The sequence below is a fragment of the Luteitalea pratensis genome (assembly GCF_001618865.1).
Classification (GTDB): domain Bacteria; phylum Acidobacteriota; class Vicinamibacteria; order Vicinamibacterales; family Vicinamibacteraceae; genus Luteitalea; species Luteitalea pratensis.
In genome coordinates, this window is record NZ_CP015136.1 from 3,594,839 (window position 1) to 3,617,949 (window position 23,111).

Here is a 23,111-nt window from a genome sequence, read left to right on the forward strand (position 1 = left end):
GGAGCGCACGGGCCGTCGATGCCGAGCGCTCCCTTCCGTCACCTACTTCTTCTGCGCCGTCGCAACCGTGGGCTCCGGCGCTTTCACGGTCCAGAACGGGTCGGCAGCGGACCATTCCTTGGGCAGCGTGCTCATCGACGGTCGAAGCCGGAAGATGTAGGACCTCGAGGTCTCGACGGCCTCACGATGGACCTCACGCGACTGCTCGCGTCCGCTCTCCCCGACCGCCGCGCGGAATGCATCAGCCGTGTGCATCGGCCCGGAGGCATCGCCGGCAGCCAGCGTCGCTGACGGATACATGAAGTAGAACGTCAGGTCCTCGGTGCCAGCCTCGGACTCGTACACCGCCCAGTGCTCGTCCATCTTGGCCTTCGTGTGTGCCTCGACCATCGCCCGCCAGAAGGCGCGGAACTCGCGATCGTGGCCCGCCTTCACCCGCACCACGTCGACCTGCATGAACCGCATCGCGGGCAGGCTGACATTGGCCTGGTAGCTCAGGGCTGGCCGGTACCCCGCCACGATCGACGTCGTACGCTCGAGGATGTCGGCTTCCTGCGACGAGAACCTGTCGGCGATGGCCTGCATCGACGGCGAACCTTCTACGGCATCCTCGGCCTTCTGGAAGTCGGCGTACGAGGCATATCCCGAGAAGAACCAAGCCTCGGTCGGTCCGGCCATCGAGGTCATGGCGAGCCAGTGCTGCGGCACGCCCGCTTTCGCAAATCCCTGCGCCCACGCGCTCTCGTTTGCCGCATGCGCGGCGCCGCGGCCCGGCTTGACCTCCTCGCGATAGATCACCAGTAACGGCGACGGAGTGCCGGGAGCCGCGGTCTCCTGGGCTTCGGCGGGCACGACGGGCAGGCTCGCAAAGAGGCCTGCACACACGCAAGTTCGGACGACGGACTTCACCAACGGCATCTCCTTCGGACGGTCCGCGCAAGCGGACGCGATTGCCCGATGCCGGCGGCATGCCGGCTCCGGGCTCTCACCACACTGGCGACACGCTCAGGCATGCCAGCAGTTGCAATGGATGAGTCAGAGGTTACCCCGACTGCGGCGCGATGACAACGGCATGGACTTCGGGGCCGCCGCCGGGTGGCTCGACGTCACGCGTGCGACAGGAACACCGCGACGTGACCGGCTTCGTTGACGCGCGCGGGCCAACCCGCGTGCGTCAGCACCCGCGCTGCATCCGCAGCCAGCAATTCGTCGAGCCGATGTGACACCGCCGACGCGTTGGCCCACATCACTTCCGGTGCCGCTGACGAATCGGGGTCGTCGTAGTACCCATCGGCGCGCCGCGCGCCGAGGCCGAACTCCAGCCGCAGGGCATCGGCGCAGGTCCGCAGCCTGGCTTCGAACGAGACCTCGCTGCGCAGGACGGCACCCATCTTCGACGTCATGGTCACCTCCGCATCATCGGCGTGCAGCGTGTACCACGGCACGACCCCGAGCGCAGACAGGTTGTCCATGCTGAAGGCGAACTCATCTGGCACCAGCAGGCCGTCGCGTTTGGCGTAGGTGAAGTAGCGGCACTCCATCGTCTCGGTCCAGTCCGTGCCGCACACCAGCAGGCCGCCCTCGAGCAGGAGCGCACCGAGGTGTTCGAGGGCCGTCTGCCTGAAGGCCGCATCGAAGTACAGAAGCATGTTGAAGCAGCGCACGACGTTGGCCGGCTCGCCATCGAACCCGGCAAGGTCTGACCGCACGAACCGCAGGCCCGGACGTTCCGAGGCCAGGGCCGGGTCCACGGTCAGTGCGGCATGCGGGTGGCCGCCGTGTCCGCCTTCGTGACGCAATGCATGCAGCAATCCTTCGAAGCGAGCCTTCGACCCGCCCCAGTCCGAGAGCAGGGCGTTCCACGCGTCGGTTGTCGGCACCAGTGGCTGGAAGTACTCCGCCTCGCCAGCCCCGTTGAACACGCAGTAGTTGTCCAGGCCGTCGTGCACGACGAATGCCGGCAGCGAGCGATCGACACCCACGATGTCCCAGCCGGGAAGGGCCGCGGCGCTGTCGAACGTGGTCAGCGGTGGAAATCCGCAGGCCACGTCGATGAGGCGCGAGGGCTGCGGAAACCGATGGGCGATGAGTGCGTCGATCTTGCGATGTCGACCCGCCAGGGTAATCGGTGGAACCCGGCCCTCCCACCGTTCCGGCAACAGCCGCGCTACGAGTGACGCCAGCATGCCTGCCTGGAACGGCGATACGTCGTGGGCCGGATAGCGCCCGGCGTGCATGAAGCGGAACTGCCGCTCGACAAACACACGCACGTCCTCACGGTCGATGGGCATCTCGCAGAGCCGGTCGACGACATCGGTCGACAGCCTGCCATCGAAATACGTGCGGTTCAGGCCTTCTGCGAAGGCACGGATGGACATCTTGCTACCGCCCCGGGGTGATCAGCACCTGTGGCTGGATCGGAAACTCGCATGCTGACTCAGCAGTATCAGCGTGTCAAGCAACACCGGCGACGTTGAATTGCCATGCGGGTGCGCGTCGACGACGCGTGGCCTGCGATATCGTTCAGCTCGCGATGTCCTTGCTCGACCTCTACGACCTTTCGCTGCAAGGTCGGCGTGACACGCCGGCGCTGGACGTCCGGGGGCCGTCGGGACAGTGGCACACCTTCTCGTTCGGCGACCTCGACATCCGCAGCAACCGCCTCGCGCAGGTCCTCGCGTCGCGCGGTGTCAGGGCCGGCGACCGCGTCGCGTTCTGCCTGCCCAACCGCGTCACGGTCGTCGACCTGTGGCTCGCGGTGGTCAAGCTAGGCGCGATCGCAGTGCCCATCAACGTGCTCTATCGGGGGCGCGAAATCGCGCACATCCTCGGCGACGCCACACCATCCGCCGTGGTCACCACAACCGATCGCGCGCCCGACTTCGAGGCCTCGTGTGCCTGCTGGACCGTCGACGCGCTCGAGGCCGACGCCTCCACGGCGGCCGCCATCCGGCCATCCGGCCGTGCCGATGCCGCCACGCCTGTCGCACTCATCTACACGTCGGGGACCACCGGCGTCGCCAAGGGCGCGGTGCTGACCCACGGCAACTTCGCGGCCAATGCGCTATCGCTGCTCACCGCCTGGGGCATCAGCAGCGCCGACCGCTATTTCGCTGCCTTGCCGCTCTTCCACGTCCACGGCCTGGGTAACGGCATCCAGTGCTGGCTGGCCAGCGGCTGTCACATGCGCCTCGTCGAGCGGTTCGAGCACGAGCAGGCCTGCGACTGGTTCGAGGACTACCGGCCGACGCTGTTCTTCGGCGTGCCGACGATGTACGTGCGCTTGCTCGACACCGCGCCGGCGCGCGCCCGCGCCATCGGCGAGCGCATGCGATTGTTCGTCTCCGGCTCGGCGCCGTTGCCGGCGCAGGTGCACGAGGACTTTGCCGCCCTGTTCGGGCACGTCATCCTGGAACGCTACGGCATGACCGAGACGTTGATGAACGTGAGCAATCCGCTCGTCGGCGAGCGGCGTCCCGGCACCGTGGGGCTGCCGATGCCGCTGGTTGCCGTGCGCATCCTCGACGAGGCGGGCGAACCGGTCACCGACGGCAAGACTGGCGAGCTCTGGGTGAAGGGCCCCAATGTGTGCGATCGCTACTGGAACCGCCCCGACGCAACAGCGTCCGCCTTTGTCGACGGCTGGTTCCGGACCGGAGACCTCGGCACCCGCAGCGCCGATGGTTACATCACGCTCCAGGGCCGGCGTAGCGACCTGATCATCTCCGGCGGCTTCAACATCTACCCGCGCGAGATCGAAGAGGTGCTGACCAGCCTGCCGGGAATCCGTGAAGCCGCGGTCGTGGGTGTCGCCGATGCGGTCCGTGGTGAGGTGCCGGTGGCGTACGTGGTAGCCGACACCGATCTCGATGTCTCGGCAGTGGAGAAGAGCCTGCGCGCCGAGATCGCGTCGTTCAAGGTACCGCGCGGGTTCGTCCGCGTCGACGCGCTGCCGCGCACAGCGCTCGGCAAGATCCAGAAGCACCTGTTGCCGGCCTGGACGCGATGAATCCGGCGTACCTGTCCGTCATTGCGCTCCTGCTCGTGATGGCCGCCAGTTTCGGCACGCGCCTGAACGTCGGGGTGCTTGCTGTGGCGCTTGCGTGGCTGGTGGCGGTGTTCGGCGCGGGATGGAAGGCCGATGCCGTGATGGCGGTCTTCCCCTCGTCGCTCTTCGTCACGCTGCTCGGCGTGACGCTGCTGTTCGGCGTGATGCAGGCCAACGGGACGATGGGGGCACTCACGCAGCGTGCGATCCACGCCTGCGGCGGTCGTACGGGCTGGCTCCCGCTGCTGCTCTTCGCACTGGCCTGCACGGTGAGCACGATGGGGCCGGGCGCCATCGCCACCATTGCATTGCTCGCGCCGGTGGGCATGGCGGCCGGTGCGCGAGCGGGACTGCCGCCGTTGCTGACCGCCCTGATGCTGGGCAACGGCGCCAACGCGGGCAACCTCTCACCGTTCAGTGCGGTCGGCGTGATCGTTTCGGCGGGCATGACCAGGGCCGGTGTCGGCGGTCACGAGTGGCAGGCGTGGGCGGCCAATTTCGTGGCGCACGCCCTGGCTGCGGCACTCGCATGGGTGCTGTTCGGCGGCCGGCGATTGCGGCGCCAAACGAATGACGTGGACGCGGGCCCGCTCACGCCACTCGACAGGCATCACTGGACGACATTGGCGGTCGGCGCAGGGTGGGTAGCCGCCGTCGTGTTCCTGAAGGTCAACCTTGGCTTCGCCGCGTTCGCCGCCGCTGCCGTCCTCGTGCTGATTCGCGCCGGTGACGACACGGCGATGCTCAGGCATGTCCCCTGGGCCGTCATCGTGATGGTGTGCGGTGTGAGCCTGCTCATCGGCGTGCTCGAGGGCACCGGCGGCCTCGACCTGTTCAGCACGTTTCTGGCACGCATCGCAACGCCGGCGACGGTCAATGGCGTGATCGCCTTCGTGACCGGCGCGATCTCGACCTACAGCTCGACGTCGGGTGTGGTCTACCCGACGTTCCTGCCGACCGTGCCGGCACTCGTGCAGAAACTCGGCGGCGGCGATCCGTTGCAGATCGCCCTCAGCATCAACGTCGGCGCCGCCCTGGTCGACGTGTCGCCGCTCTCGACGATTGGCGCGCTCTGCATTGCGGCGCTCCCCGAAGGGCAGGACGCGACACATCTCTTCCGCCGCCTCCTGGCGTGGGGGATCTCGATGACCCTCGCCGGGGCGCTGTTCTGCCAGTTCGCGATCCGATGGTTCGCGACCTAGGCATCAAGCATCAGGCATCAGATGGTGGCGATTTTCTCGACCACGAAGATGTTGTTCTCCGTCTCCTGGATGAGGACTTCGACGGTGTATGCGACGCCATGACCCGGGAACTTGTCGCGGATGTGGTCGACCACCTTGTCCCAGATGTAGAGGGCGACGTTCTCCACACTCGGGCCCTTGCCCTTCAGCATCACCACGCCCTCGGGCTCGAACAAATCCGAGTCGAGGAACGTCGCGTCCTGCTCGGTGACCAGCATCTTGTGATCGAGCAAGCGCATCACGGCCTTGAGGTCGCCGAAGTCGAGCGCCATGTCGAGGTGATCGCGCGGGAAGGCCTCGCACGACACCGTCACGGTGCCGCGCCACGTGTGTCCGTGCACGAACTTGCACTTGCCGGGGTAACCGAGCTGCCGGTGCCCGGTGTGGAAATGTGAATGGACGATGATCTTTTCCATCTCGGTCCATTCTAACGGCCGGCGGTCCAGCGCGCGGCGTGCACGGTGACGGTCCGGGAGTCTCCCGGCCTGGCGTTGACGGTGTCCATCACCAGCAGGAGTGCATGGATGCGGTCGAGCGGCACGCGGCCGGTCGCCGGGCGGATCGGCCGGAATTCGTTCATGGGCAGGGCCACCACGCGCCGCGTGCCATCCACGTAACAGGAGTGCCGCCATCGCAGGCCCTCGCCCGACCGCGGTTCCCTCCACTGCACCGAGAGGCGCATCGCGGCCGACGCAGACAGCTCCAGCTCGAGGCCGGTCGCCCCAGCGGGCGGTGGCGCAAGAACGCCAACCAACGCCGAGAACTGGCTGACGCGTTCACCACCAGCCAGGCGCAGCGTCGCCTCCCCGCGAGTCCCTGGCGAGGCAGGCCTCAACATTCCGCTCGATCGCGGGTCGTGTTCGACGTGCCAGCCACGAATGTCGACATCGTCGGCCGAGGCGTTGGTCGTTGTGGCACCCGGCGCCAGGTGTCCGGTACCCGGTACCCGGTACCCGGCACCCGTTTCCGTCACGTCAGGCAGGTTGTGCCCGCGTGCGGCACTGATGGCCACGGGTAGCGCCGGCCAGCCTCGCCGTGCGGGCAACCACAGTTCGGCGCGATAGACGGACCCTGGTTCGTCGGCGGGTAGCGGCGCCGACAACGCGGACGCTTGCGCCTCCCGGTACACATGACCGTTGCGTAGCACACGGATGCTCGCGCCAGCCGGGCCGTTGCTCTTGACCACGACGGTCGCCTCGCCATCAGCGTCGCGGCCAGGCCTCGCCATCGTCGCGGGCCCGATCAGATCGAACGACAGCCACACAGGATCGGCCATGCTGAACACGGCACTCCACGTGACGCGGTGTCGAATCGCAGCCAGCACCGCGACCGCGTCGCGGCGGGCGTCGCCAGAGGGCGTCCCGTCCAACCACGGCACGACGACGCCGAAGGTGCCGAAACTCGCGCGATATGACGGGAACTCGGACAGCGTCCTTCCGCCGTCGATGGGGTCGGCGCTTCGCTGCCATCCGATGCGTGCGTGCGCGTCCACGGCCGCCAGGGCCAGCTGCGGTCCGCGTGCCGGCTGGTCGCGTTCGGCGAAGAGCGCGGCTGGATACCTGGCGAGCCCCGCCAGCGTTCCTGCCCGATTCAACGGATAGGCCAGCAGCTTGACGAGCAGTTGCGCGGTACTGGCGGTGCGCCATGTCGAGTCGCCGTTGATCCATTCGAACCCGTCGGCAGCCACTGACGGGTCATGCCAGGCGAGCGATGATCGCAACGAGTCCGGGTGGGCGATGAGGCCCATGCCGCCGAGGCGCCTGACGTCCTCCGCGACGGCTCGACCCTCCCCGGCCAGCGGGTAGGGCACGGGCGGCAGGTCGAGTGCGACGTAGTGCCCGTCGTCGGTGCTGATTTCCACCGCGTCGATCAGCAGCACGCCATTGATGATGCGTGGCCCTGCCGGTGTACGCGTCCCGTCCCCGTGATCGGTGAGGATGACGAAGTCCAGACTGGCGCCGGCGGCAGCCGCCGCGATCGCTTCCGGCGTCCCACTGCCGTCTGACTGCGTGCTGTGCACGTGATAAGCGCCACGCCACAAGGGCGGCTGGCGCGCCACAGGAGGGAGGAGGCGTGGTCGCGGTGGTCGAACGACCAGCACCAGCGCAGCGGCGACGGCCGCGACCACTCCCAGCCATCGCCACGCCCTGCGTCGCACCACGCGGGGGAGGATAACGCCTAACGCCTGACGTTTAACGCCTCACCACTTCTTCCCAATCCCGAATCCGCAGTCCCGCAGGCCCAAGGCCCAAGCCTCTAACGACTCTTCGCGCGGGCGCGCTTTGCCGGCGCCGCAGTCGGCTTGGTCGCTGCGGCGGGCGCCGACGTCTTCGCGCTGGTGGTCTTCGGGACTGGCTCGATCTTGTCGAGCTTCTTGAGCACGTCGGTCAAGGTCTCCAGCGCCGTGTCGCCGGTGTGGCCGCGATTGCTGAGCCACACGTCCGGCGCTTCCTGCGCGAGGATCTCGCGGAACGAGCCGGCGCTCTTGACGCTGTTGGGCGCGAACTCGGTGATGTCGACGTCACCGGCCCATTCGTCCTTGTGCTTGATCAGCAACCAGGAGCGGCCATCGTCTTTCGCGCCGGCGCGCCCACCCCAGCCGCGTGTGCGGACCAACACCCAGGATCCCTTCAGCTTGTAACCGTCGAGGCGCATCTTGAGATCGCCCTTCTCGAGCGACGCGTCGATGTCGTCGGTCTCCGGTTCCCACGTGCCCACGTCCCAGAGCATCACCACGCCGGCGCCGTAGCCCTCGGGAATCACACCCTCGAACTCCCCGTATTCGATCGGGTGATCCTCGACGTGCATCGCGAGACGCTTCGTTCCGGGATCGAGCGAGGGCCCCTTGGGCACGGCCCACGAAAGCAGCACGCCGTTGTGCTCGATGCGGAAGTCGTAGTGCAATGCCGTGGCCAGGTGCTTCTGCACGCAGAAGAAGCGTGTCGGCGCCTTCCGCGTCATTGCCTTCGTGTCACCAGCGGGCTCCGGCGTCTTCGTGAAGTCTCGCTTGCGTCGGTACTCTTCGAGGGCCATCGCGTGCTCCTGGGGGCTGGCGGGCGTCAGGCTACAGGCTACACTTGTCGCCGTGACTGCCTCACCCATTTCCGTGCAGCCCGGCTCGCTGGCCGAGGCGATTGCCCGCACCCTCGCGCAGTGGACTGCCGAGCGACGCGTGGCGCGGCTCTGGACCAAGGATGCCTCGCTCTGGACGAGCAGCGGCGAGGAGAAGTGGCTGGGGTGGCTCGACGTGATCGAAGCCCAGCGCCGTGAACTCGGCGCGCGCACCGCCCTGGCCGATGCGATTCGCACCGAGGGCATCACTGACGTGCTGCTGCTCGGAATGGGCGGCTCCAGCCTCGGCCCCGAGGTCGTCTTCCGCGTCATCGGTGGCGCGACCGGTGCACCGCGTCTGCACGTGCTGGACTCGACCGACCCGGCGCAAGTGAAACGCTTCGATGACGCCGTCGACCTGCGTTCCACGCTCGTGCTCGTCGCGAGCAAGTCGGGCAGCACGCTCGAGCCCAACGTCTTTCTTGCGTACTTCTTCGACCGGCTCAAGCAGGTGGTCGGGGAGGCCGAGGCGGGACGTCACGTCGTGGCGATCACCGACCCGGGATCGCAGATGCAGAAGGTGGCCGAACGGGATGGCTTCCGCGCCATTGCCTTCGGTGAGCCGACGGTCGGGGGCCGGTTCTCGGTCTTGTCGGCATTCGGCACGGTGCCGGCCGCGCTGAGCGGCGTCGATGTTGCCTGCCTGCTCGACGAGGCCGCCCAGATGGCCGATGCATGTCGCAGCGAAGACGCGGCCACAAACCCGGGCGTCGCACTCGGCGTGGTGATCGGCGAGGCCGCCAAGGCGGGTCGCGACAAGCTCACGATCCTCGCGTCACCAGGCATCGCGCCGCTCGGCGCGTGGCTCGAGCAATTGGTGGCCGAGTCCACGGGCAAGAACGGCACGGCCGTCATTCCGGTCGATCTGGAGCCGCGTGGTGACGCGAGCACGTACGGCAGCGATCGCCTCTTCGTCTACTTGCGGCTCGCGGCCGATGCCGACGCCGATCAGGACGCGTTTGTCGAGCAGTTGAATCACGCCGGGCAACCGGTGGTGAAGATCGACGTGCGCGATACCTATGCGCTCGGCCAGGAATTCTTCCGCTGGGAGATCGCCACGGCGGTAGCTGGAGCGGTGCTCGGCATCAACCCCTTCGATCAGCCGGACGTCGAGGCGAGCAAGATCAAGACGCGCGCCCTGACCGATGCGTTCGAGCAGGAAGGCGCCCTCCCGGCCGAGGCGCCCGTGGTGCTCGACACCGAGATGGCGATTTTCACCGACGAAGCCAACGTCCGCGCCCTGGGTCCGGTGGCAACGCCCGTGGAGGCCATCGCCGCACACCTGCGGCGCGTCGTTGCCGGCGACTACGTGGCGCTGCTCGCCTACATCGACATGACCACCGACAACATCGCGGCGCTGCAGGAGATTCGCGCCGTGATTCGCGCCCAGGCCGGGACGGCCACCTGCCTCGGCTTCGGTCCCCGCTTCCTGCATTCGACCGGGCAGGCATACAAGGGCGGGCCCGACAGCGGCGTCTTCCTGCAGATCACCTGCGACGATGCGGTCGATGTGCAGGTGCCGGGACGTGCGTTCACCTTCGGCGTCGTGAAGGCGGCGCAGGCTCGCGGCGACTTCGGCGTGCTCGAGGAGCGGGGGCGCCGGGCGCTGCGCGTCCACCTCGGCGCTGACGTGGCTGCAGGTCTGCAGGCCTTGCGCTCGGCCGTCGAGGGTACCTACCAGTGAGCACGGCGAACGGCTCGTTGCGGCCGCTCCCGATCGCCCCGGCGGATCCGGCCGTGTTTGTCGGCTTCGGCGCGTCGGGCGACCTGACGCGCCGCAAGCTCGTGCCGGCCCTCGTCAACCTGCGCCGAACGGGCGCCTTGCCCGCAGCATTTGCCTTCATCGCCGTGATCCGCCAGGCCGACGTGGGCAAGTCACTGGCCGATGACGTGTTGAAGGCCGCCGACGAGCACCTCGACTCGCCGCTCACCCAGGAGGAGCGCGACTGGTTCCTCGGTCGCATCGGCGTCGTCGTCGGCGACGTCGAGCAGCCGATCCTCTATGCCGACATCGCCGCACGCCTGACCGAACTGCAGGCTTCGCACGGCACCGGCACCAACGCCCTCTTCTACCTGGCGACGCCGCCGCAACTGTTCGCGCCGATCGCGGCCGGTCTCGGCAAGGCCGGCCTGCTCGACGAAGCCGCGGCCCATGGCTGGCGCCGCGTTGTCGTGGAGAAGCCGTTCGGCCACGACCTCGAGTCGGCGATCGCTCTGAACCGCGCGTTGTCTGGGGTGATGGAAGAACGGCAGATCTACCGGATCGACCATTACCTCGGCAAGGAGACCGTGCAGAACCTGATGATCTTCAGGTTCGCCAACAGCATCTTCGAGCCGATCTGGAATCGGCGGTACGTGGACCACGTCCAGATCACCGTCGCGGAGTCCGACGGAATCGGAACGCGGGGCGGATACTACGACGAGGCGGGCGCGCTGCGCGACATGGTGCAGAACCACCTGTTCATGCTGCTGGCATTGACGGCGATGGAGCCTCCCATCTCGTTCGATGCCGATGCGGTGCGCGACGAGCGCCTGAAGGTGCTGCAGGCGATCACGCCGTTCACGCGGGCGATGGTCGAACGCGATGTGGTGCGGGCCCAGTACGCAGCCGGCCGGATCAAGGATGCCGACGTGCGTGGCTACCTCGAAGAGGACAAGGTCGCGCCCGGATCCTCCACGGAAACCTTCGTGGCGCTGCGCCTGCAGGTGGAGAACTGGCGCTGGGCGGGCGTGCCGTTCTACCTGCGAACCGGCAAGCGCCTCGCCAAGCGCGTCTCCGAGATCGCCGTGCATTTCCGGCAGCCGCCATTCATGATGTTTCGCGACACGGCGGTGCGGAGCCTCAACTGCAACGTGCTCGTGATTCGCGTGCAGCCCGAGGAGGGCATCACCCTGGAAGTGGATGCCAAGGTACCGGGCCAGGCGCTCGATCTGAAGACCGTGGCGATGGACTTCAAGTACGACGAGGTCTTTGCGCAGACGCCGTCGACCGGTTACGAAACGCTGCTGTACGACGCGCTGACCGGCGACCAGACGCTGTTCCACCGGGCCGACAGCACCGAGGTGAGCTGGCGCGCCGTCATGCCGATCCTCGAGGCGTGGCCCTCGCAATCGCGACCCGTCTGCTACGCCGCCGGTTCGTGGGGACCTGAGGAGGCCCACGAACTGCTCGAACGCGACGGTCGCGCGTGGCGACGTCCGTGACCGAGCCGCGCATGGCGCGCGGCGCGCTGATCCGCCTGGCATCGACGCCGGAGTCGGTCGCGGCCGCCGCGGCCAGCGAAGTCCTGGCGGTGCTCGAAGCGGCCATGGCCTGGCGTGGCGAGGCTCATCTCGCTCTTTCGGGCGGACGTACCCCAGCGGCACTGCACCGCGTGCTCGCCTCGCTACCGTTCGACGGCTGGTCGCATGTCCACGTGTGGTTCGGCGACGAACGCATGGTTGCACCAGCGCATGCCGACAGCAACTACCGCATGGCCCGGGAGACGTTGCTCTCCGCGGTCCCGGTTCCGGAGCCACAGGTCCATCGTTGGGAGACCGAGTTGGGGCCAGGTGAGGCCGCGTCGCGCTACGACGCGGCGCTGCGCGACCTTGCAACCCGGCAGGAGCGATCGGCGCCGGCCTTCGACCTGTTGCTGCTCGGGATGGGTGCCGACGCGCATACCGCCTCTCTGTTTCCAGGCAGCCCTCTTCTGGCTGATGCGGCAGACGGTGTGGATCGCGCCGCGCCGTTTGCCACCGCTGTCGAAGTGCCGACGTTGAACACCTGGCGTCTCACCGTCACGCCGGCGACGATCCGCGCGGCCCGCACCGTGTTCGTGCTGGTCGTCGGCGGCGACAAGCACGCCGCACTTCGACGCGTCCTCGGTGCCTCGCCCGATCCCCTCGAGGCTCCGGCGACGCTCCTGCACGACGTCCCGGGGGATCTCGCCTGGTATGTGGATCGCGCCGCGCTGTTCGGCAAACCGGGGTAGAAATTCTCTGGACGATGCGCAAATGCCGGGAATGCCACACGCAGGGAATGCTGGGAATGCCGGAATGCTGGAATGTCGAGAGCTCGCGCCCGGGGGACCGCTCAATCGATTTCGATGATCTCGACATCGGCGACGCCAGCCTCCAGTGTCAGGCGGGCCACGCTCGGGACGACGTCGAAGCGACGCGGCCCAGCCGCTCCGGGATTGACCACGAGCTTCCGGCCTGCACGATGCACGAGCGCGCGATGGGTATGGCCGAACACCAGGATGCTCGCGTCCGCGTAGCGGTAGAGAAGGCCTTCCGGAGTGGGGCGGCCCAGCTCGTGCCCGTGGCTCACGTGAATCTGCCACCCTTCGAGCGAGAGCCAGCGGTGCGCTTCGAGTTCAGGGGTATCGATATCGTCCACGTTGCCGTGCACGGCCAGGACCGGTGCCAGCGCCTTGAGCTCGACGAGGACGTCGCGATTGCCGACATCGCCGGCGTGCAGAATCAACTCGACGCCTTCGAGAGCCTGCATCGCGGACGCCCTGAGTTGCCCGTGGGTATCGGAAATCAGCCCGACGACGATCGGCATGGCTCTTGTATTCTAGCGGGCGATTGCCATGACTACCGAGCCTCGCGAACATGCCATCGTCACGCCGGTTCATGGGCGCTATCTGGTGCGCGTGGCGGAGTCGCCGACCCGCGGTCCCGCGCGCAACGCCCCGATGGCGGTCGGGTTCCACGGCTACGGAGAGTCTGCCGACGAGCAATTGGCGCGCCTCGAAGCGATTCCCGAGCTAGCCGATTGGACGCTGGTCAGTATCCAGGGGCTGCATCGGTTCTACGGTCGCGGGCAGGCCGTGGTGGCGAGTTGGATGACGTCGCAGGATCGCGAGGGCGCGATTGAAGACAACCTGCGCTACGTGCGCAGTGTAATCACCGAGGCGGTCCACCAGACCGGTGAGCCGCAGGCGCTCGTGTACGTGGGGTACTCGCAGGGCGTCGCCATGGCTTGGCGAGCCGCGATTCTCGGGGCCCGGCGGATCGATGGCCTCGCGGTCTTCGGCGGCGACGTGCCACCAGAACTTGTGGTGCGGCCGATGACGCAGTGCCCGCCCGTGCTGATCGGCCGCGGCCGCGACGACACACAGTACACGGCCGCGCATTTCCGTACCGATCTCGACATGCTGGCGACGCGCTTCGTGGCGGTGGAGCCGTACGAGGTGGTCGGCGGCCACGGGTGGACCCCCGCCGTGGGGCGTGAGATCGGCGGCTTCGTCACCCGGTTGATCCACCCGACGTCGGCCGCAGCGCGTTTGCCCGACGTGTTCCCCTGAGGCGTCCGCGCGTCATCCAGAATTCCTCAGCCCTGCCGTGATACCGGCAATGGTCCGGACGAGCGGCCGCGCGGCATCGCTGTCGCCGGCGCGATGGGCGCGCAGCAGCGCCACCTGCATGGCGTTGATCGGATTCACGTAAGGATTTCGCAGTCGAATCGTGCGCTGCACGACCGGGTGCCGATCGAGCAGGCGATCGGCCTCGACGATGCGCAGCACGACATCGGTCGTGCGCGCGTGCTCGTCCGCGATGCGCGCGAAGTGGCCGTCCGGATCGGCGCTCGCCGGCACGAGATCGAGATAGGACCGCGCGATGTCCAGACTCGACTTCGCGAGCGTCATCTCCAGGTTCTCGACGATCGACCGGAAGAACGGCCAGTCGCGGTACAGGCGCCGCAACTGATCGAGCCCTTCGGGTGTCTCGACGATCGGGGCGAGGCCGCTGCCGCACCCGAACCACGCGGGCAGGAGGGAGCGGTTCTGGGTCCACGAGAACACCCACGGAATCGCCCGGAGCGATTGCAGGTACTCGGCGTCCGCGGAGGGACGCCGCGCAGGCCGTGATCCGATTTCGAGCAGTGCCAGCTCGTCGACCGGCGTGAACAATCGGAAGAACGGCACGAACCGCGGGTTGTGCCACACGAAATCGCGGAACGCGGTCTCCGATCGACGCGCGGCTTCGGTCATCAACTCGCGCCCGAAGCCCGGCGCGCTCGAGCCGACGACGTTGGGGAACACCGACAGCAGCGTCGCCGACAGCGCGGCTTCGAGGTTGCGGTACGCAAGTCCCGGCAGGCCGTACTTGAACGAGATCGTCTCGCCCTGTTCGGTGAGCTTGATGCGGCCGCGGGCATGGCCGCCTGGCTGGGCGAGGATCGCGGCATGCGTCGGGCCGCCGCCGCGTCCTGTACTGCCGCCGCGGCCGTGGAAAATGGTGAGTTCGATGCGGTGCCGCGCCGCGACCGCCGAGAGGTTCTCCTGGGCGCGATAGATCTCCCACTGCGCCGCGAGGTAACCACCGTCCTTGGCCGAGTCCGAGTAGCCGACCATCACCTCCATGCGACGACGGCGGGCGTCGAGCACCGCGCAGAACTCCGGCGACGTGGCCAGCGCCTCGACGATCTCGCCCGCGCGCTGGAGGTCGTCGATCGATTCGAACAGCGGCACGACCGATAGCGTCAGGCCTGCCTCGCGCGCCATGCCGACTGCCGTCAGGACGGGCTCGGGCCCGGTAGTGCCGGACAGGATCAGGGTGTCGCACGCGGCGGGGCCGTGCTGCCGATGCAGGTCCGCGACGACATTCAGCGTGTCGCGGACGCGGTCGGCCTGCCCGGTGAGGTCCCGCGCGTGCACGCGGACGTCGAGCTTGGCGATATGGAAGCCGAACAACTCGACGCGCCGACGCAGCGCCGCGAGTCGGCCGTTCGCGATCCGCTCCCCGCGATGTGCGCGCAACGACGCGTCGATGACCTCGAGGTCTGCCACGAACTCGTGCACGTGGCCGTACCCGCCTGGCTGGCTCTCGGCCGTCTGCAACAGCCGCTGGTACATCAACCACAGCTTGCGGCGGTAGGGCTCGTCGTCTGCCGAGGCAGTGATTTCGGCTGGCATCAGGCCGGCGAGCCGCTGCTCGTCGGCCGCAATCGACGTCTGCAGCGCCTCGTTGACGTCCACCAGCGCGCGGGATACGCCCATCGTCCGCGCCATGTCGCGGACTTCGTCGGCGTATCGGCGCAGCACCAGTTCACGCGCGCGTTGTGCCGCCGCGCGCAGCGTGCTCGGACCAGCGTTCGGGTTGCCGTCCTGGTCGCCGCCGATCCAACTGCCGAACCGCAACGGCAGCGGTGCACCGGGGATGCGCCGCCGGTAGTCGCCGACGAGCGCCGGTCCGACGTCGAAGAGACTCTGTTCGAAGAACCACAGGCCGTGCCGGATCTCGTCGACCACGCGGGGCCGCTTGGTGCGCGTTTCGTCGGTCTGCCAGAGCGTCGTGATCTGCTCGGCGAGCGCGTCCTCGATGTCGCGCTTGCCCGGGTCGGACAACTGCGGGTCGTCGAGCCTGTGCAACAAGTCGCTGATCAGCAACTGGGCGGTCAGCACCGTCCGGCGCGTCGCCTCGGTCGGATGCGCCGTGAGCACCAGTTCGAGCGACACCCGCCGCGCGGCGTCGCGCAACTGCCCGTTCGAGACTCCAGCCGCCTCGAGGGCCTGGAAGGCCGAGTCGAGCGACTCCGCGGCCACCCGTCGTTCCACGGCGTACTGCCGCCGCCTGCGAATCCGGTGATGTTGTTCGGCGAGGTTCGCCAGCTGGAAGTACAGCGAGAATGCGCGCACGAGCCGGCCTTGTTCGTCGACCGGCAGGGCCGCGACGATGGACTGGACGGCCTCGAAATCGCCGGCGCGTGAGGTTTGCCGCACGCGTTCCTCGGCGTCGTAGAGTGATTGCCCTTCCTGTTCCCGGATGACGTGCCCGAGCAGCGCGCCAAGGAGGCGGACGTCGCGGCGAAGGGGGCCCTGAGAATCGGGAGCAGGCGGGAGCGCCACGGCCATCTGCCCATTCTAGGCCGCGCCGCGCGGCCACCTGTGCTATTTCTGTCGCCTATGTCGCGCAGACGAGCGGGCCTCCCGAGACGCCAGCGGGTTGCGACGGAGGAGTCCGCATGAGCGGAAACACGCGTTCGGGCCCGACCGAGGCGCCGATTCCGGCCTTCGGCGAAATGCTGGGGCATCCACGGCCGTTGTGGATGCTCTTCATGACGGAGTTCTGGGAGCGATTTGCCTTCTACGGCATCCGCTGGGCCCTGGTTCTCTACATCGTCGCGCAGTTCCACGCGGGCAGCGCGTCCGGCGAGGAACCGGCGAGCCGTACCTACGGCGCCTACCTCGCGCTCGTGTATGCCGCCGCGATCTTTGGCGGCTACGTTGCCGACAAGATCCTCGGCTACCAGCGATCGATCCTGCTCGGGGCCGTGATCATGGCGTCCGGGCTGTTCATGATCGCGATTCCGGATGAACGCATCTTCACCTTCGGACTCGCGACCGTCATCGTCGGCAACGGCCTCTTCAAGCCGAACATCTCGACGATGGTCGGCAAGCTCTACACGCAGGGCGACCCGCGGCGCGACTCGGGCTTCACGATCTTCTACATGGGCATCAATGCCGGCGCGCTGATCGCGCCCGTGCTGACCGGCTGGCTGGCCGAGCAGGTGTTCGGCAGCAGTGGCATGCCCGCGTACAAGTACGTGTTCATCGCCTCCGGCTTCGGCATGCTCGTCAGCCTCGTGTGGTTCTGGTTCGGCCGCAAGCAACTGGAAAGCATCGGGCTGCCGATTGCGGGGCGTGAAGGGATGCAGATCGTCGCGTACACCGCGATCGGCTGCCTGCTGGCGATTCCGGTCACCTGGTTCCTGATCGCGCAACTCGGCGCCACGGCGCTGCAGTACGTGCTCACCGCGATGTTCGTCGGCTTGTGCATCCTGCTGCTGACCGAAGGCTTCCAGAACGGCCCCGTCGCGCGCGACAAGGCGATCGCGATGCTGATCATCTTTGCGTTCAACGTCACGTTCTGGATGTTCTTCGAACAGGCCGGCAGTTCGTTCACGTTCCTGGCCGACAAGATCGTCAATCGCGACTTCGGCAGCTTCACGTTCCCGGTGGCCTGGTTCCAGACGGTGAACTCGATCGCGATCATCACGCTGGCGCCGATCGTCGCGTGGGTATGGGTCAAGCTGGGACGCTACAACCCGTCGATTCCGCAGAAGTTCGGCCTCGGCCTCGTGTTCAACGGCCTGGCGTTTCTGCTGCTGATGTTCGCGCTCTCGAGCCTCGTCAACGTCGCCGGCAAGATCCCGTTCTGGACGCTGGTCGCGGTGTACGTCATCCAGTCGGTCGGCGAACTGTGCCTCTCGCCGATTGGCCTCTCGATGGTGACCAAGCTCGCGCCAGTGCGCCTCGTCGGCTTCGGCATGGGCGGCTGGTTCCTGTCGACGGGCATCGGCAACAACCTGTCGGGCATCTTCGCCGGCTACGTGAGCGGCGAGAGCGGCATGACGACGGCGTCAGCGCTCGGCGGCTATACGTTCGGCTTCTGGGCCCTGCTGATCGCCGGCGGCATCCTGTTGCTGGTCGCGCCGCTGCTGAACAGGCTCATGCATGGAGTGAAGTGACGCGTCATTGGTCATGCGTCAGTGGTCATTGGTCATTGGTCATTGGTCATTAGTCATGGGTCATTAAGGTTAAGAGTCAGGCGTCACTCGGACGTCGAGCACAGCGCACCGTCGAAGACGCGCGCGATGCGGGGCGCTCTCGCCAACGTCATCTGCGGGGAGCAGTACGACTGGTTGATTGGCTGGCCGTGCGGCAGATGGCCGACACCACCTGCCCAATCGAGGTCGCTTCCGTGATGAGTGGCTCGAGGTCTTCTCCCTCGAGCAATTTAGCGCTGTGGGCGAGTCGCAACCAGAACTGCGCTTCGCGCGACTCCTTACGAGCGATCGCTACTTTCGCGACGAAGTCTGGTCGCGATTGTGCGCCTCTCGCTTCGGCCAGGTTCGCGCCTATCGAGGTCGCACTGGCAACCGGTTGTCGAATCACGACATCTCTTGCGATGCGTCGGAACTCGACGTCCTTGCGGAACGTGCACACCCGGACCGCAAAGTGAAATGCGCGGGCATGGATGTCAGGATCCATGCCTGTCTCGAAGCACACTTCGCGCCAGCGCTCGAGCCTCCACTACCGCCCTCGCGCCGTAGTGCAGGCCGCGCAGGTGGTGAATTCTGCAACCTACTGCATCAGCAGCGTGTTCAACTCACGCAACGGAGCGTCGTGCGTGCTGCAGACTGCCCCTGCCCAAGCCTGACCGGCAATGCTGACTGACCAATGACCCATGACCCATGACCAATGACTCATGACCAATGACTAATGACTCCCGTCGATCCACTCAGGCTCCGGCTGAATCTGAGGATCTGGCGTGCCGCCGGGATCAGGGCGGCCGGATCCCGCGAGACGGCTGATCGCACGGACGGTCATGTCGTGGTCACAGACGATCTGGCAGGAGAGGCGGACGCCGGTCAGGCCCTTCGCTTCGAGCCGTTCCTTTTCGGCCCGTGTCATCCTGGCGGGCTCGCCCTCGATGAACTCCACGCGGCAGGTCGTGCAGCGGGCATTGCCACCGCACGCGTGCAGGATGTCGACTCCCTGCTGCTCGATGGCGAGCACCAGGCGCTGGCCTTCGGACACGTCGAACACACCCACTTCGTCTATCGTCAGTTTCGGCACTTTGTCTCCATGAGAACGGGGATGGTCAGAAGAACTTCTTCAGCAGGCCAATCGCGCCCTGCTTCCACGGCACCCGATGCGAGATGCCGGATGACTCGGTGAACTGCTCCTTGTGCGCGATGTACCACTCGAAGTTGCGGAGCAGCGCGTCGCGGTTGGAGTACTTCGGCGCGAATCCCAGCTGCCGTTCGGCCTTCTCGATCGACACGAACGAATCCTTGGACGCCGTCTCGTAGACCCACTTGTACAGCGGCGACACGCCGAGCGCCTCGAGGAAGCGCAGCCCCCAGATTGCCGGCGCAGCGGGGAAGCCGACGATGTGACGTCCATGCCCGGCGCGATCGAGGACGGCCTGGTAGTCCTCGCGCATCGTCAGGTACTCCTTCGCCCCGATGTTGAACGTGTCGTTGACGGCGTCCACCGGCAGCGTGAGGCAGCCGACGATGACCTCGCAGAGATCCTCGACGTCGAGCAACTGGTACCGATTGCCGCCGTTGCCGATCATCGGGAAGTTGCGCTTGTCGAGCGCCCAGTCGTAGAGCAGGGCGAAGACGCCCAGGCGCTCCGGGCCGACGAACGACTTGGGCCGCAGCACGGGGACGATGAGGCCGGCGGCGCGGAACCGCGCGGCCTCCGCCTCCGCCGCCACCTTCGCGACCCCGTACGGGCCGACGCCGTCCAGCCGGTCGTCTTCCTTCAGTGGATGGTGATCGGGAATGCCGTAGACGGCCGTCGACGAGATGTGGACGGCGCGCTCGATACGGTGATCGCGCGAGGCCTCGAGCACGATCCGGGTACCGATGACGTCGGTCGTGTGGATGTCCTCGGGCGGATAGAGCGGCAGCGCCGCGGCACAGTGCACCACGTACCGGCAACCCTCCAGTGCGGTGTCCATGTCCCGGCGAATCCGGATGTCGCCCTGCACCACCCGTACGTGCGGCTCCATGTCCGGGTAGCCGAACGGCGCGATGTCGAGGGAGGTCGTCGCGTAACCGCGTCCGTGCAGGTAGCGGAGGAGGTTGATGCCGAGGAAGCCGGCGCCACCGGTGACGAGCACACGCGTCGGCCCGGCGGGCACACTGTTGAGGGTCGAGTCGGTCGCCAAACCCCACAAGTGTAATGCCTGATGCCTCATGCCTGATGCCTGATGCCTGAGGGTGCTAATCCCGATGGACGCGTGTGCTCTCGATCCACGCCTTGGTACACTCGCCGGGATGGTCGTGATTCTGTCCACGTACGAGCTGGGGCGTCCGGCATTCGGCCCGGCCCTCGCGGCAGCGTGGACGCGAGACGCGGGCCTCGAGGTCCGCCTCATCGACCTGTCGCGCGAGCCACTCCCGCCAGGCCTCGTCGCGGCCGCATCGTCGTTCGCGGTGCACGTGCCCATGCATGCGGCGACGCGCCTGGCCGGGCCGGTCCTGTCGCGTCTGCGTGACGAGCGCCCCGAGACCACCCGCATCGCCTTCGGGCTGTACGCGCCGCTGAACGCCGACTGGTTGCGGCGACACGGTGCGACGCATGTGCTGGGCGTCGAAGCCGAGGCGACACTGGCGACCCTGGCGGCGGGTAAGGGTGGTGACGAGCGCGATTTGCGCGGCACGCAAGTACCCCGGCTCGCGTTCCCCGTGCCGGACCGCTCGACGCAGCCACCGCTTTCGGCCTACGCACGGCTCAACATCGGCGGTGAACGTCGCCTCGCGGGTTACACCGAGGCCTCGCGCGGCTGCCTGCATACCTGCACGCACTGCCCGATCGTGCCGATCTACCAGGGCAGCATGCGGGTCGTGCCGGTCGAGACCGTGCTCGCCGACGTTGCGCAGCAGGTCGCGGCGGGCGCCCAGCACATCACCTTCGGCGATCCGGACTTCTTCAACGGCCCGACACATGCGCGCCGCGTGATCGAGGGCCTCACGTCGAGGCATCCCGACGTCAGCTACGACGTGACCATCAAGGTCGAACATCTGCTCGCGCATCGCGATCTCCTCAATCGGCTCGCGGGCACGCGCTGCGCCTTCGTCACGTCCGCCGTCGAGGCGTTCGACGACGAGGTGCTCGCACATCTCCAGAAGGGTCACACGGCCGATGACGCGCGCCGTGCCGTTGCGGCCTGCCGGGACCGTGGCCTCGCGCTGGTGCCGACGTTTGTCGCGTTCACGCCGTGGACGACGGTCACGGGCCACGTGGCATTTCTCGAAGCGATTCGCGCGCTCGATCTCGTGGACGTCGTTGCGCCGGTCCAGTTGGCGTTGCGGCTGCTGCTGCCATCCGGATCGGCGCTGCTGGCCGACCCGGACGTGCAGCGTGTGGCCTTTGTCTTCGACCGGGACGCCCTCGCGTATCCATGGACACACGCAGATCCGGCGGTCGATCGCCTGCAGGAGCAGTCGATGGCGTGGCTCGGTCAGCAGGGCCGCCGGGCGTCACGAGCCACGGCGTATGCCGGGTTGCGCCGCATGGCCGATGAGGCCGCCGGCACGGCCTTCGATGCGTTCACACCTGGTGACGCGTTGGTGCGGGCTGCCGTGCCCTATCTCGACGAGCCCTGGTACTGTTGAGCGGAGCCCCTCGGAGAGCCGGGAGCTCTCGTGTAGATGTCCACCGTCCTGCTGTGCACGACCACCCTCGGCTACCAGGCCCGGGCGTTCGACGCCGCGGCGCGTCGCGCCGGCGTGACCTTGCGGATCGTGTCCGACCGCTGCGACCACCTGGACGACCCCTGGGGCGACAGCGCGATTCCGGCGCGGTTTGACAGGAATGCCGCGCACGTGACGCCAGTGCTGGCGGCGCTCGAGGGAATGCCGGTGGACGGCGTCCTCGCCGTCGGCGATCGACCCGCCTGGCTGGCGGCGCACATCGCGCAGGCGCGTGGCCTGCCGTGGCATGCGCCCGAGGCGGTCGCCGTCGCCACGAACAAGCTGATGGCCCGTGGCCGCATGCTGGCCGCCGGCCTCCCGGTGCCGTGGTTCGTGAGTCTGCCGGTCCATGGCGACGAGGACCTCGATCGCCTGACGCGCGTGCGATTTCCGTGCGTGGTCAAGCCGATCGGCTTGTCGGCGAGTCGTGGCGTGATGCGCGTCGACTCGCTGGCGGGGTTGCTCGCCGCACGTGAGCGCCTGGCGGCCCTGCTTGCGCGTGTCGACGTCCGCGCCAGCGCTTCAGCCGACGATGACGTCCTGATCGTGGAGGGCTTCGTGCCGGGGCAGGAGTTCGCCCTCGACGGCGTGCTCGAGCAGGGGGCGCTTCGTGTATTCGCACTGTTCGAGAAACCCGATCCCCTCGACGGGCCGTTCTTCGAGGAGACCATCTACGTGACGCCGGCCCGGCTCGCGCCGGCGCGTCAGCACCTGGTTGCCGGCCACATCGCGCGGGCCGCGCTGGCCCTCGGCCTGCACCATGGCCCGATTCACGCCGAGTGCCGGGTCGACGGCGACGACATCGTGGTGCTCGAAGTCGCGCCGCGCCCGATTGGCGGCCTCTGCGCGCGATCGATCCCGGTGGTGGCGCCCGACGGCACACGCTGCGGCCTCGAAGATGCGCTGCTGGCGCACGCCCTCGGTCAGTCCCTCGACCGATACGGCCACCAGGCCCTCGCGAGCGGGGTGCTGATGGTGCCGGTGCCCGAGACCGGACGCCTGCGGTCAGTCGAAGGCGTGGATGCCGTGCGCGAGATGCCGTCGGTGACCGGCGTGGAGATCACCGCGAAATCCGGGTCGATGCTCGAGACGCTTCCCGAGGGAGGCACCTATCCCGGCTTCGTCTTCGCGGAGGGGGCGCAACCGGGCGACGTGATCGACGCGCTGCGCGAAGCGTCGCGGCGGTTGCGGCTGGTGATGGACCGGACGCTGCCTATTTCGCGGGGGTAGGTGTGTAGCCGGGCGGCAGGGCCGCGCTCTCGCCGAAGAAGAAGTCCTCCATGTGCTTCGCCACGATATCCTGGGCTTCCTTCTGCCAGGGCATGAGGCGGTACTCGTTGAGGATCATCTTCATCCGCTCTTCCCACATCGCCCAGGCTTCCTGGGACACGCTATCGTAGATACGCTGGCCAAGTGGTCCCGGCCACGGCGCTTCTTCGAGTCCCGGCAGTTCCTGCCCCAGCTTCACGCAATGCACCGTCCGCATGGGGCCGATCGTACCAGAGCC

General features: G+C 67.6%; 20 protein-coding genes. 9 read left to right on the forward strand and 11 right to left on the reverse strand.

Translation table 11 applies throughout. The annotated features are described in order from the left end of the window. Positions 1–42 precede the first annotated feature (42 nt). Together LuPra_RS14735 and LuPra_RS14740 are read right to left on the reverse strand one after the other, a co-directional pair. The gene (locus LuPra_RS14735; RefSeq protein WP_157899201.1) at positions 43–852 is read right to left on the reverse strand and encodes a hypothetical protein; all 810 of its coding nucleotides are present in this window, start codon (positions 850–852) and stop codon (positions 43–45) included. Positions 853–1,106: 254 nt separating this feature from the next. Further along, the gene (locus LuPra_RS14740; RefSeq protein ID WP_110171453.1) at positions 1,107–2,378 is read right to left on the reverse strand and encodes a hypothetical protein; all 1,272 of its coding nucleotides are present in this window, start codon (positions 2,376–2,378) and stop codon (positions 1,107–1,109) included. Between the two features lie 155 nt (positions 2,379–2,533). Between LuPra_RS14740 and LuPra_RS14745 the strand changes: the two genes are divergently transcribed. After that, on the forward strand, positions 2,534–4,009 hold the full coding sequence (locus tag LuPra_RS14745) for a class I adenylate-forming enzyme family protein (protein ID WP_157899202.1): 1,476 nt from the start codon (positions 2,534–2,536) through the stop codon (positions 4,007–4,009). Then, positions 4,006–5,250: an SLC13 family permease gene (locus LuPra_RS14750; protein ID WP_157899203.1), complete on the forward strand. Its 1,245-nt coding sequence runs from the start codon at positions 4,006–4,008 to the stop codon at positions 5,248–5,250. Before LuPra_RS14745 ends, LuPra_RS14750 begins: the two co-directional genes overlap by 4 nt. 17 nt (positions 5,251–5,267) lie before the next feature. On the opposite strand, the gene LuPra_RS14755 is transcribed toward LuPra_RS14750, so the two are convergent. From LuPra_RS14755 to LuPra_RS14760, 3 genes are all read right to left on the reverse strand, one after another. Next, on the reverse strand, positions 5,268–5,705 hold the full coding sequence (locus LuPra_RS14755; protein ID WP_157899204.1) for a 6-pyruvoyl trahydropterin synthase family protein: 438 nt from the start codon (positions 5,703–5,705) through the stop codon (positions 5,268–5,270). A gap of 11 nt (positions 5,706–5,716) precedes the next feature. Then, positions 5,717–7,450, reverse strand: coding sequence for a CehA/McbA family metallohydrolase domain-containing protein (locus LuPra_RS31950; protein ID WP_157899205.1), 1,734 nt, complete (start codon positions 7,448–7,450; stop codon positions 5,717–5,719). 95 nt (positions 7,451–7,545) lie between these two features. Next, positions 7,546–8,322, reverse strand: a complete 777-nt coding sequence (locus LuPra_RS14760; protein WP_110174690.1) for a DNA polymerase ligase N-terminal domain-containing protein — start codon at positions 8,320–8,322, stop codon at positions 7,546–7,548. A gap of 52 nt (positions 8,323–8,374) precedes the next feature. Between LuPra_RS14760 and LuPra_RS14765 the strand changes: the two genes are divergently transcribed. From LuPra_RS14765 to pgl, 3 genes are read left to right on the forward strand one after another with little or no spacing between them, the layout of a single operon-like run. After that, positions 8,375–10,084: a bifunctional transaldolase/phosoglucose isomerase gene (locus LuPra_RS14765; RefSeq protein ID WP_234800893.1), complete on the forward strand. Its 1,710-nt coding sequence runs from the start codon at positions 8,375–8,377 to the stop codon at positions 10,082–10,084. Then, positions 10,081–11,604: a glucose-6-phosphate dehydrogenase gene (gene zwf / locus LuPra_RS14770; protein WP_234800894.1), complete on the forward strand. Its 1,524-nt coding sequence runs from the start codon at positions 10,081–10,083 to the stop codon at positions 11,602–11,604. The genes LuPra_RS14765 and zwf overlap by 4 nt, the downstream gene beginning before the upstream one ends. Then, positions 11,601–12,374 carry a 6-phosphogluconolactonase gene (gene pgl, locus LuPra_RS14775; RefSeq protein ID WP_234800895.1) on the forward strand — a complete coding sequence of 258 codons (774 nt, stop codon included), beginning with the start codon at positions 11,601–11,603 and terminating at the stop codon, positions 12,372–12,374. Before zwf ends, pgl begins: the two co-directional genes overlap by 4 nt. A 101-nt stretch (positions 12,375–12,475) precedes the next feature. Here pgl and LuPra_RS14780 read toward each other — a convergent pair whose 3' ends face one another. Continuing rightward, on the reverse strand, positions 12,476–12,949 hold the full coding sequence (locus LuPra_RS14780; RefSeq protein ID WP_110171458.1) for a metallophosphoesterase family protein: 474 nt from the start codon (positions 12,947–12,949) through the stop codon (positions 12,476–12,478). Between the two features lie 28 nt (positions 12,950–12,977). On the opposite strand from LuPra_RS14780, the gene LuPra_RS14785 reads away from it, so the two are divergent. Beyond that, on the forward strand, positions 12,978–13,694 hold the full coding sequence (locus LuPra_RS14785; RefSeq protein WP_110171459.1) for an alpha/beta hydrolase: 717 nt from the start codon (positions 12,978–12,980) through the stop codon (positions 13,692–13,694). Positions 13,695–13,706: 12 nt separating this feature from the next. Here LuPra_RS14785 and LuPra_RS14790 read toward each other — a convergent pair whose 3' ends face one another. Further along, positions 13,707–16,244 carry a phosphoenolpyruvate carboxylase gene (locus tag LuPra_RS14790; RefSeq protein WP_110171460.1) on the reverse strand — a complete coding sequence of 846 codons (2,538 nt, stop codon included), beginning with the start codon at positions 16,242–16,244 and terminating at the stop codon, positions 13,707–13,709. Positions 16,245–16,354: 110 nt separating this feature from the next. Here LuPra_RS14790 and LuPra_RS14795 point away from each other — a divergent pair, with 110 nt between their 5' ends. Further along, complete coding sequence (locus LuPra_RS14795) at positions 16,355–17,860, forward strand: peptide MFS transporter (RefSeq protein ID WP_110171461.1); 1,506 nt, start codon at positions 16,355–16,357, stop codon at positions 17,858–17,860. A 148-nt stretch (positions 17,861–18,008) separates the two neighbouring features. Here the strand turns inward: LuPra_RS14795 and LuPra_RS14800 are convergent, their stop codons facing one another. The 3 genes from LuPra_RS14800 to LuPra_RS14810 form a co-directional block, all read right to left on the reverse strand. Further along, positions 18,009–18,383, reverse strand: a complete 375-nt coding sequence (locus tag LuPra_RS14800) for a four helix bundle protein (RefSeq protein ID WP_157899206.1) — start codon at positions 18,381–18,383, stop codon at positions 18,009–18,011. A gap of 228 nt (positions 18,384–18,611) precedes the next feature. Beyond that, on the reverse strand, positions 18,612–18,971 hold the full coding sequence (locus LuPra_RS14805) for a 2Fe-2S iron-sulfur cluster-binding protein (protein WP_110171463.1): 360 nt from the start codon (positions 18,969–18,971) through the stop codon (positions 18,612–18,614). A gap of 25 nt (positions 18,972–18,996) precedes the next feature. Further along, a complete protein-coding gene (locus LuPra_RS14810) occupies positions 18,997–20,076 on the reverse strand; it encodes an NAD-dependent epimerase/dehydratase family protein (protein ID WP_234800896.1) in 1,080 nt (359 codons plus the stop codon). A 109-nt stretch (positions 20,077–20,185) separates the two neighbouring features. On the opposite strand from LuPra_RS14810, the gene LuPra_RS14815 reads away from it, so the two are divergent. Together LuPra_RS14815 and LuPra_RS14820 are read left to right on the forward strand one after the other, a co-directional pair. After that, the gene (locus LuPra_RS14815) at positions 20,186–21,526 is read left to right on the forward strand and encodes a CUAEP/CCAEP-tail radical SAM (seleno)protein (RefSeq protein WP_162271403.1); all 1,341 of its coding nucleotides are present in this window, start codon (positions 20,186–20,188) and stop codon (positions 21,524–21,526) included. Between the two features lie 36 nt (positions 21,527–21,562). Next, on the forward strand, positions 21,563–22,834 hold the full coding sequence (locus tag LuPra_RS14820; RefSeq protein WP_110171466.1) for an ATP-grasp domain-containing protein: 1,272 nt from the start codon (positions 21,563–21,565) through the stop codon (positions 22,832–22,834). On the opposite strand, the gene LuPra_RS14825 is transcribed toward LuPra_RS14820, so the two are convergent. Continuing rightward, the gene (locus LuPra_RS14825; protein ID WP_110171467.1) at positions 22,818–23,090 is read right to left on the reverse strand and encodes an oxidative damage protection protein; all 273 of its coding nucleotides are present in this window, start codon (positions 23,088–23,090) and stop codon (positions 22,818–22,820) included. The genes LuPra_RS14820 and LuPra_RS14825 overlap by 17 nt on opposite strands. Positions 23,091–23,111: the final 21 nt, after the last annotated feature.

What these genes read in the sequence shown, in the direction of transcription:
- LuPra_RS14790 (WP_110171460.1), bottom strand. Translation starts at nt 16,244, where the DNA reads ATGGCCGTGGCGCTCCCGCCTGCTCCCGATTCTCAGGGCCCCCTTCGC.
- LuPra_RS14780 (WP_110171458.1), bottom strand. Translation starts at nt 12,949, where the DNA reads ATGCCGATCGTCGTCGGGCTGATTTCCGATACCCACGGGCAACTCAGG.
- LuPra_RS14785 (WP_110171459.1), top strand. Translation starts at nt 12,978, where the DNA reads ATGACTACCGAGCCTCGCGAACATGCCATCGTCACGCCGGTTCATGGG.
- LuPra_RS14740 (WP_110171453.1), bottom strand. Translation starts at nt 2,378, where the DNA reads ATGTCCATCCGTGCCTTCGCAGAAGGCCTGAACCGCACGTATTTCGAT.
- LuPra_RS14795 (WP_110171461.1), top strand. Translation starts at nt 16,355, where the DNA reads ATGAGCGGAAACACGCGTTCGGGCCCGACCGAGGCGCCGATTCCGGCC.
- LuPra_RS14825 (WP_110171467.1), bottom strand. Translation starts at nt 23,090, where the DNA reads ATGCGGACGGTGCATTGCGTGAAGCTGGGGCAGGAACTGCCGGGACTC.
- LuPra_RS14800 (WP_157899206.1), bottom strand. Translation starts at nt 18,383, where the DNA reads ATGGATCCTGACATCCATGCCCGCGCATTTCACTTTGCGGTCCGGGTG.
- LuPra_RS14750 (WP_157899203.1), top strand. Translation starts at nt 4,006, where the DNA reads ATGAATCCGGCGTACCTGTCCGTCATTGCGCTCCTGCTCGTGATGGCC.
- LuPra_RS14815 (WP_162271403.1), top strand. Translation starts at nt 20,186, where the DNA reads ATGGTCGTGATTCTGTCCACGTACGAGCTGGGGCGTCCGGCATTCGGC.
- LuPra_RS14760 (WP_110174690.1), bottom strand. Translation starts at nt 8,322, where the DNA reads ATGGCCCTCGAAGAGTACCGACGCAAGCGAGACTTCACGAAGACGCCG.
- LuPra_RS14755 (WP_157899204.1), bottom strand. Translation starts at nt 5,705, where the DNA reads ATGGAAAAGATCATCGTCCATTCACATTTCCACACCGGGCACCGGCAG.
- LuPra_RS14820 (WP_110171466.1), top strand. Translation starts at nt 21,563, where the DNA reads ATGTCCACCGTCCTGCTGTGCACGACCACCCTCGGCTACCAGGCCCGG.
- LuPra_RS14745 (WP_157899202.1), top strand. Translation starts at nt 2,534, where the DNA reads ATGTCCTTGCTCGACCTCTACGACCTTTCGCTGCAAGGTCGGCGTGAC.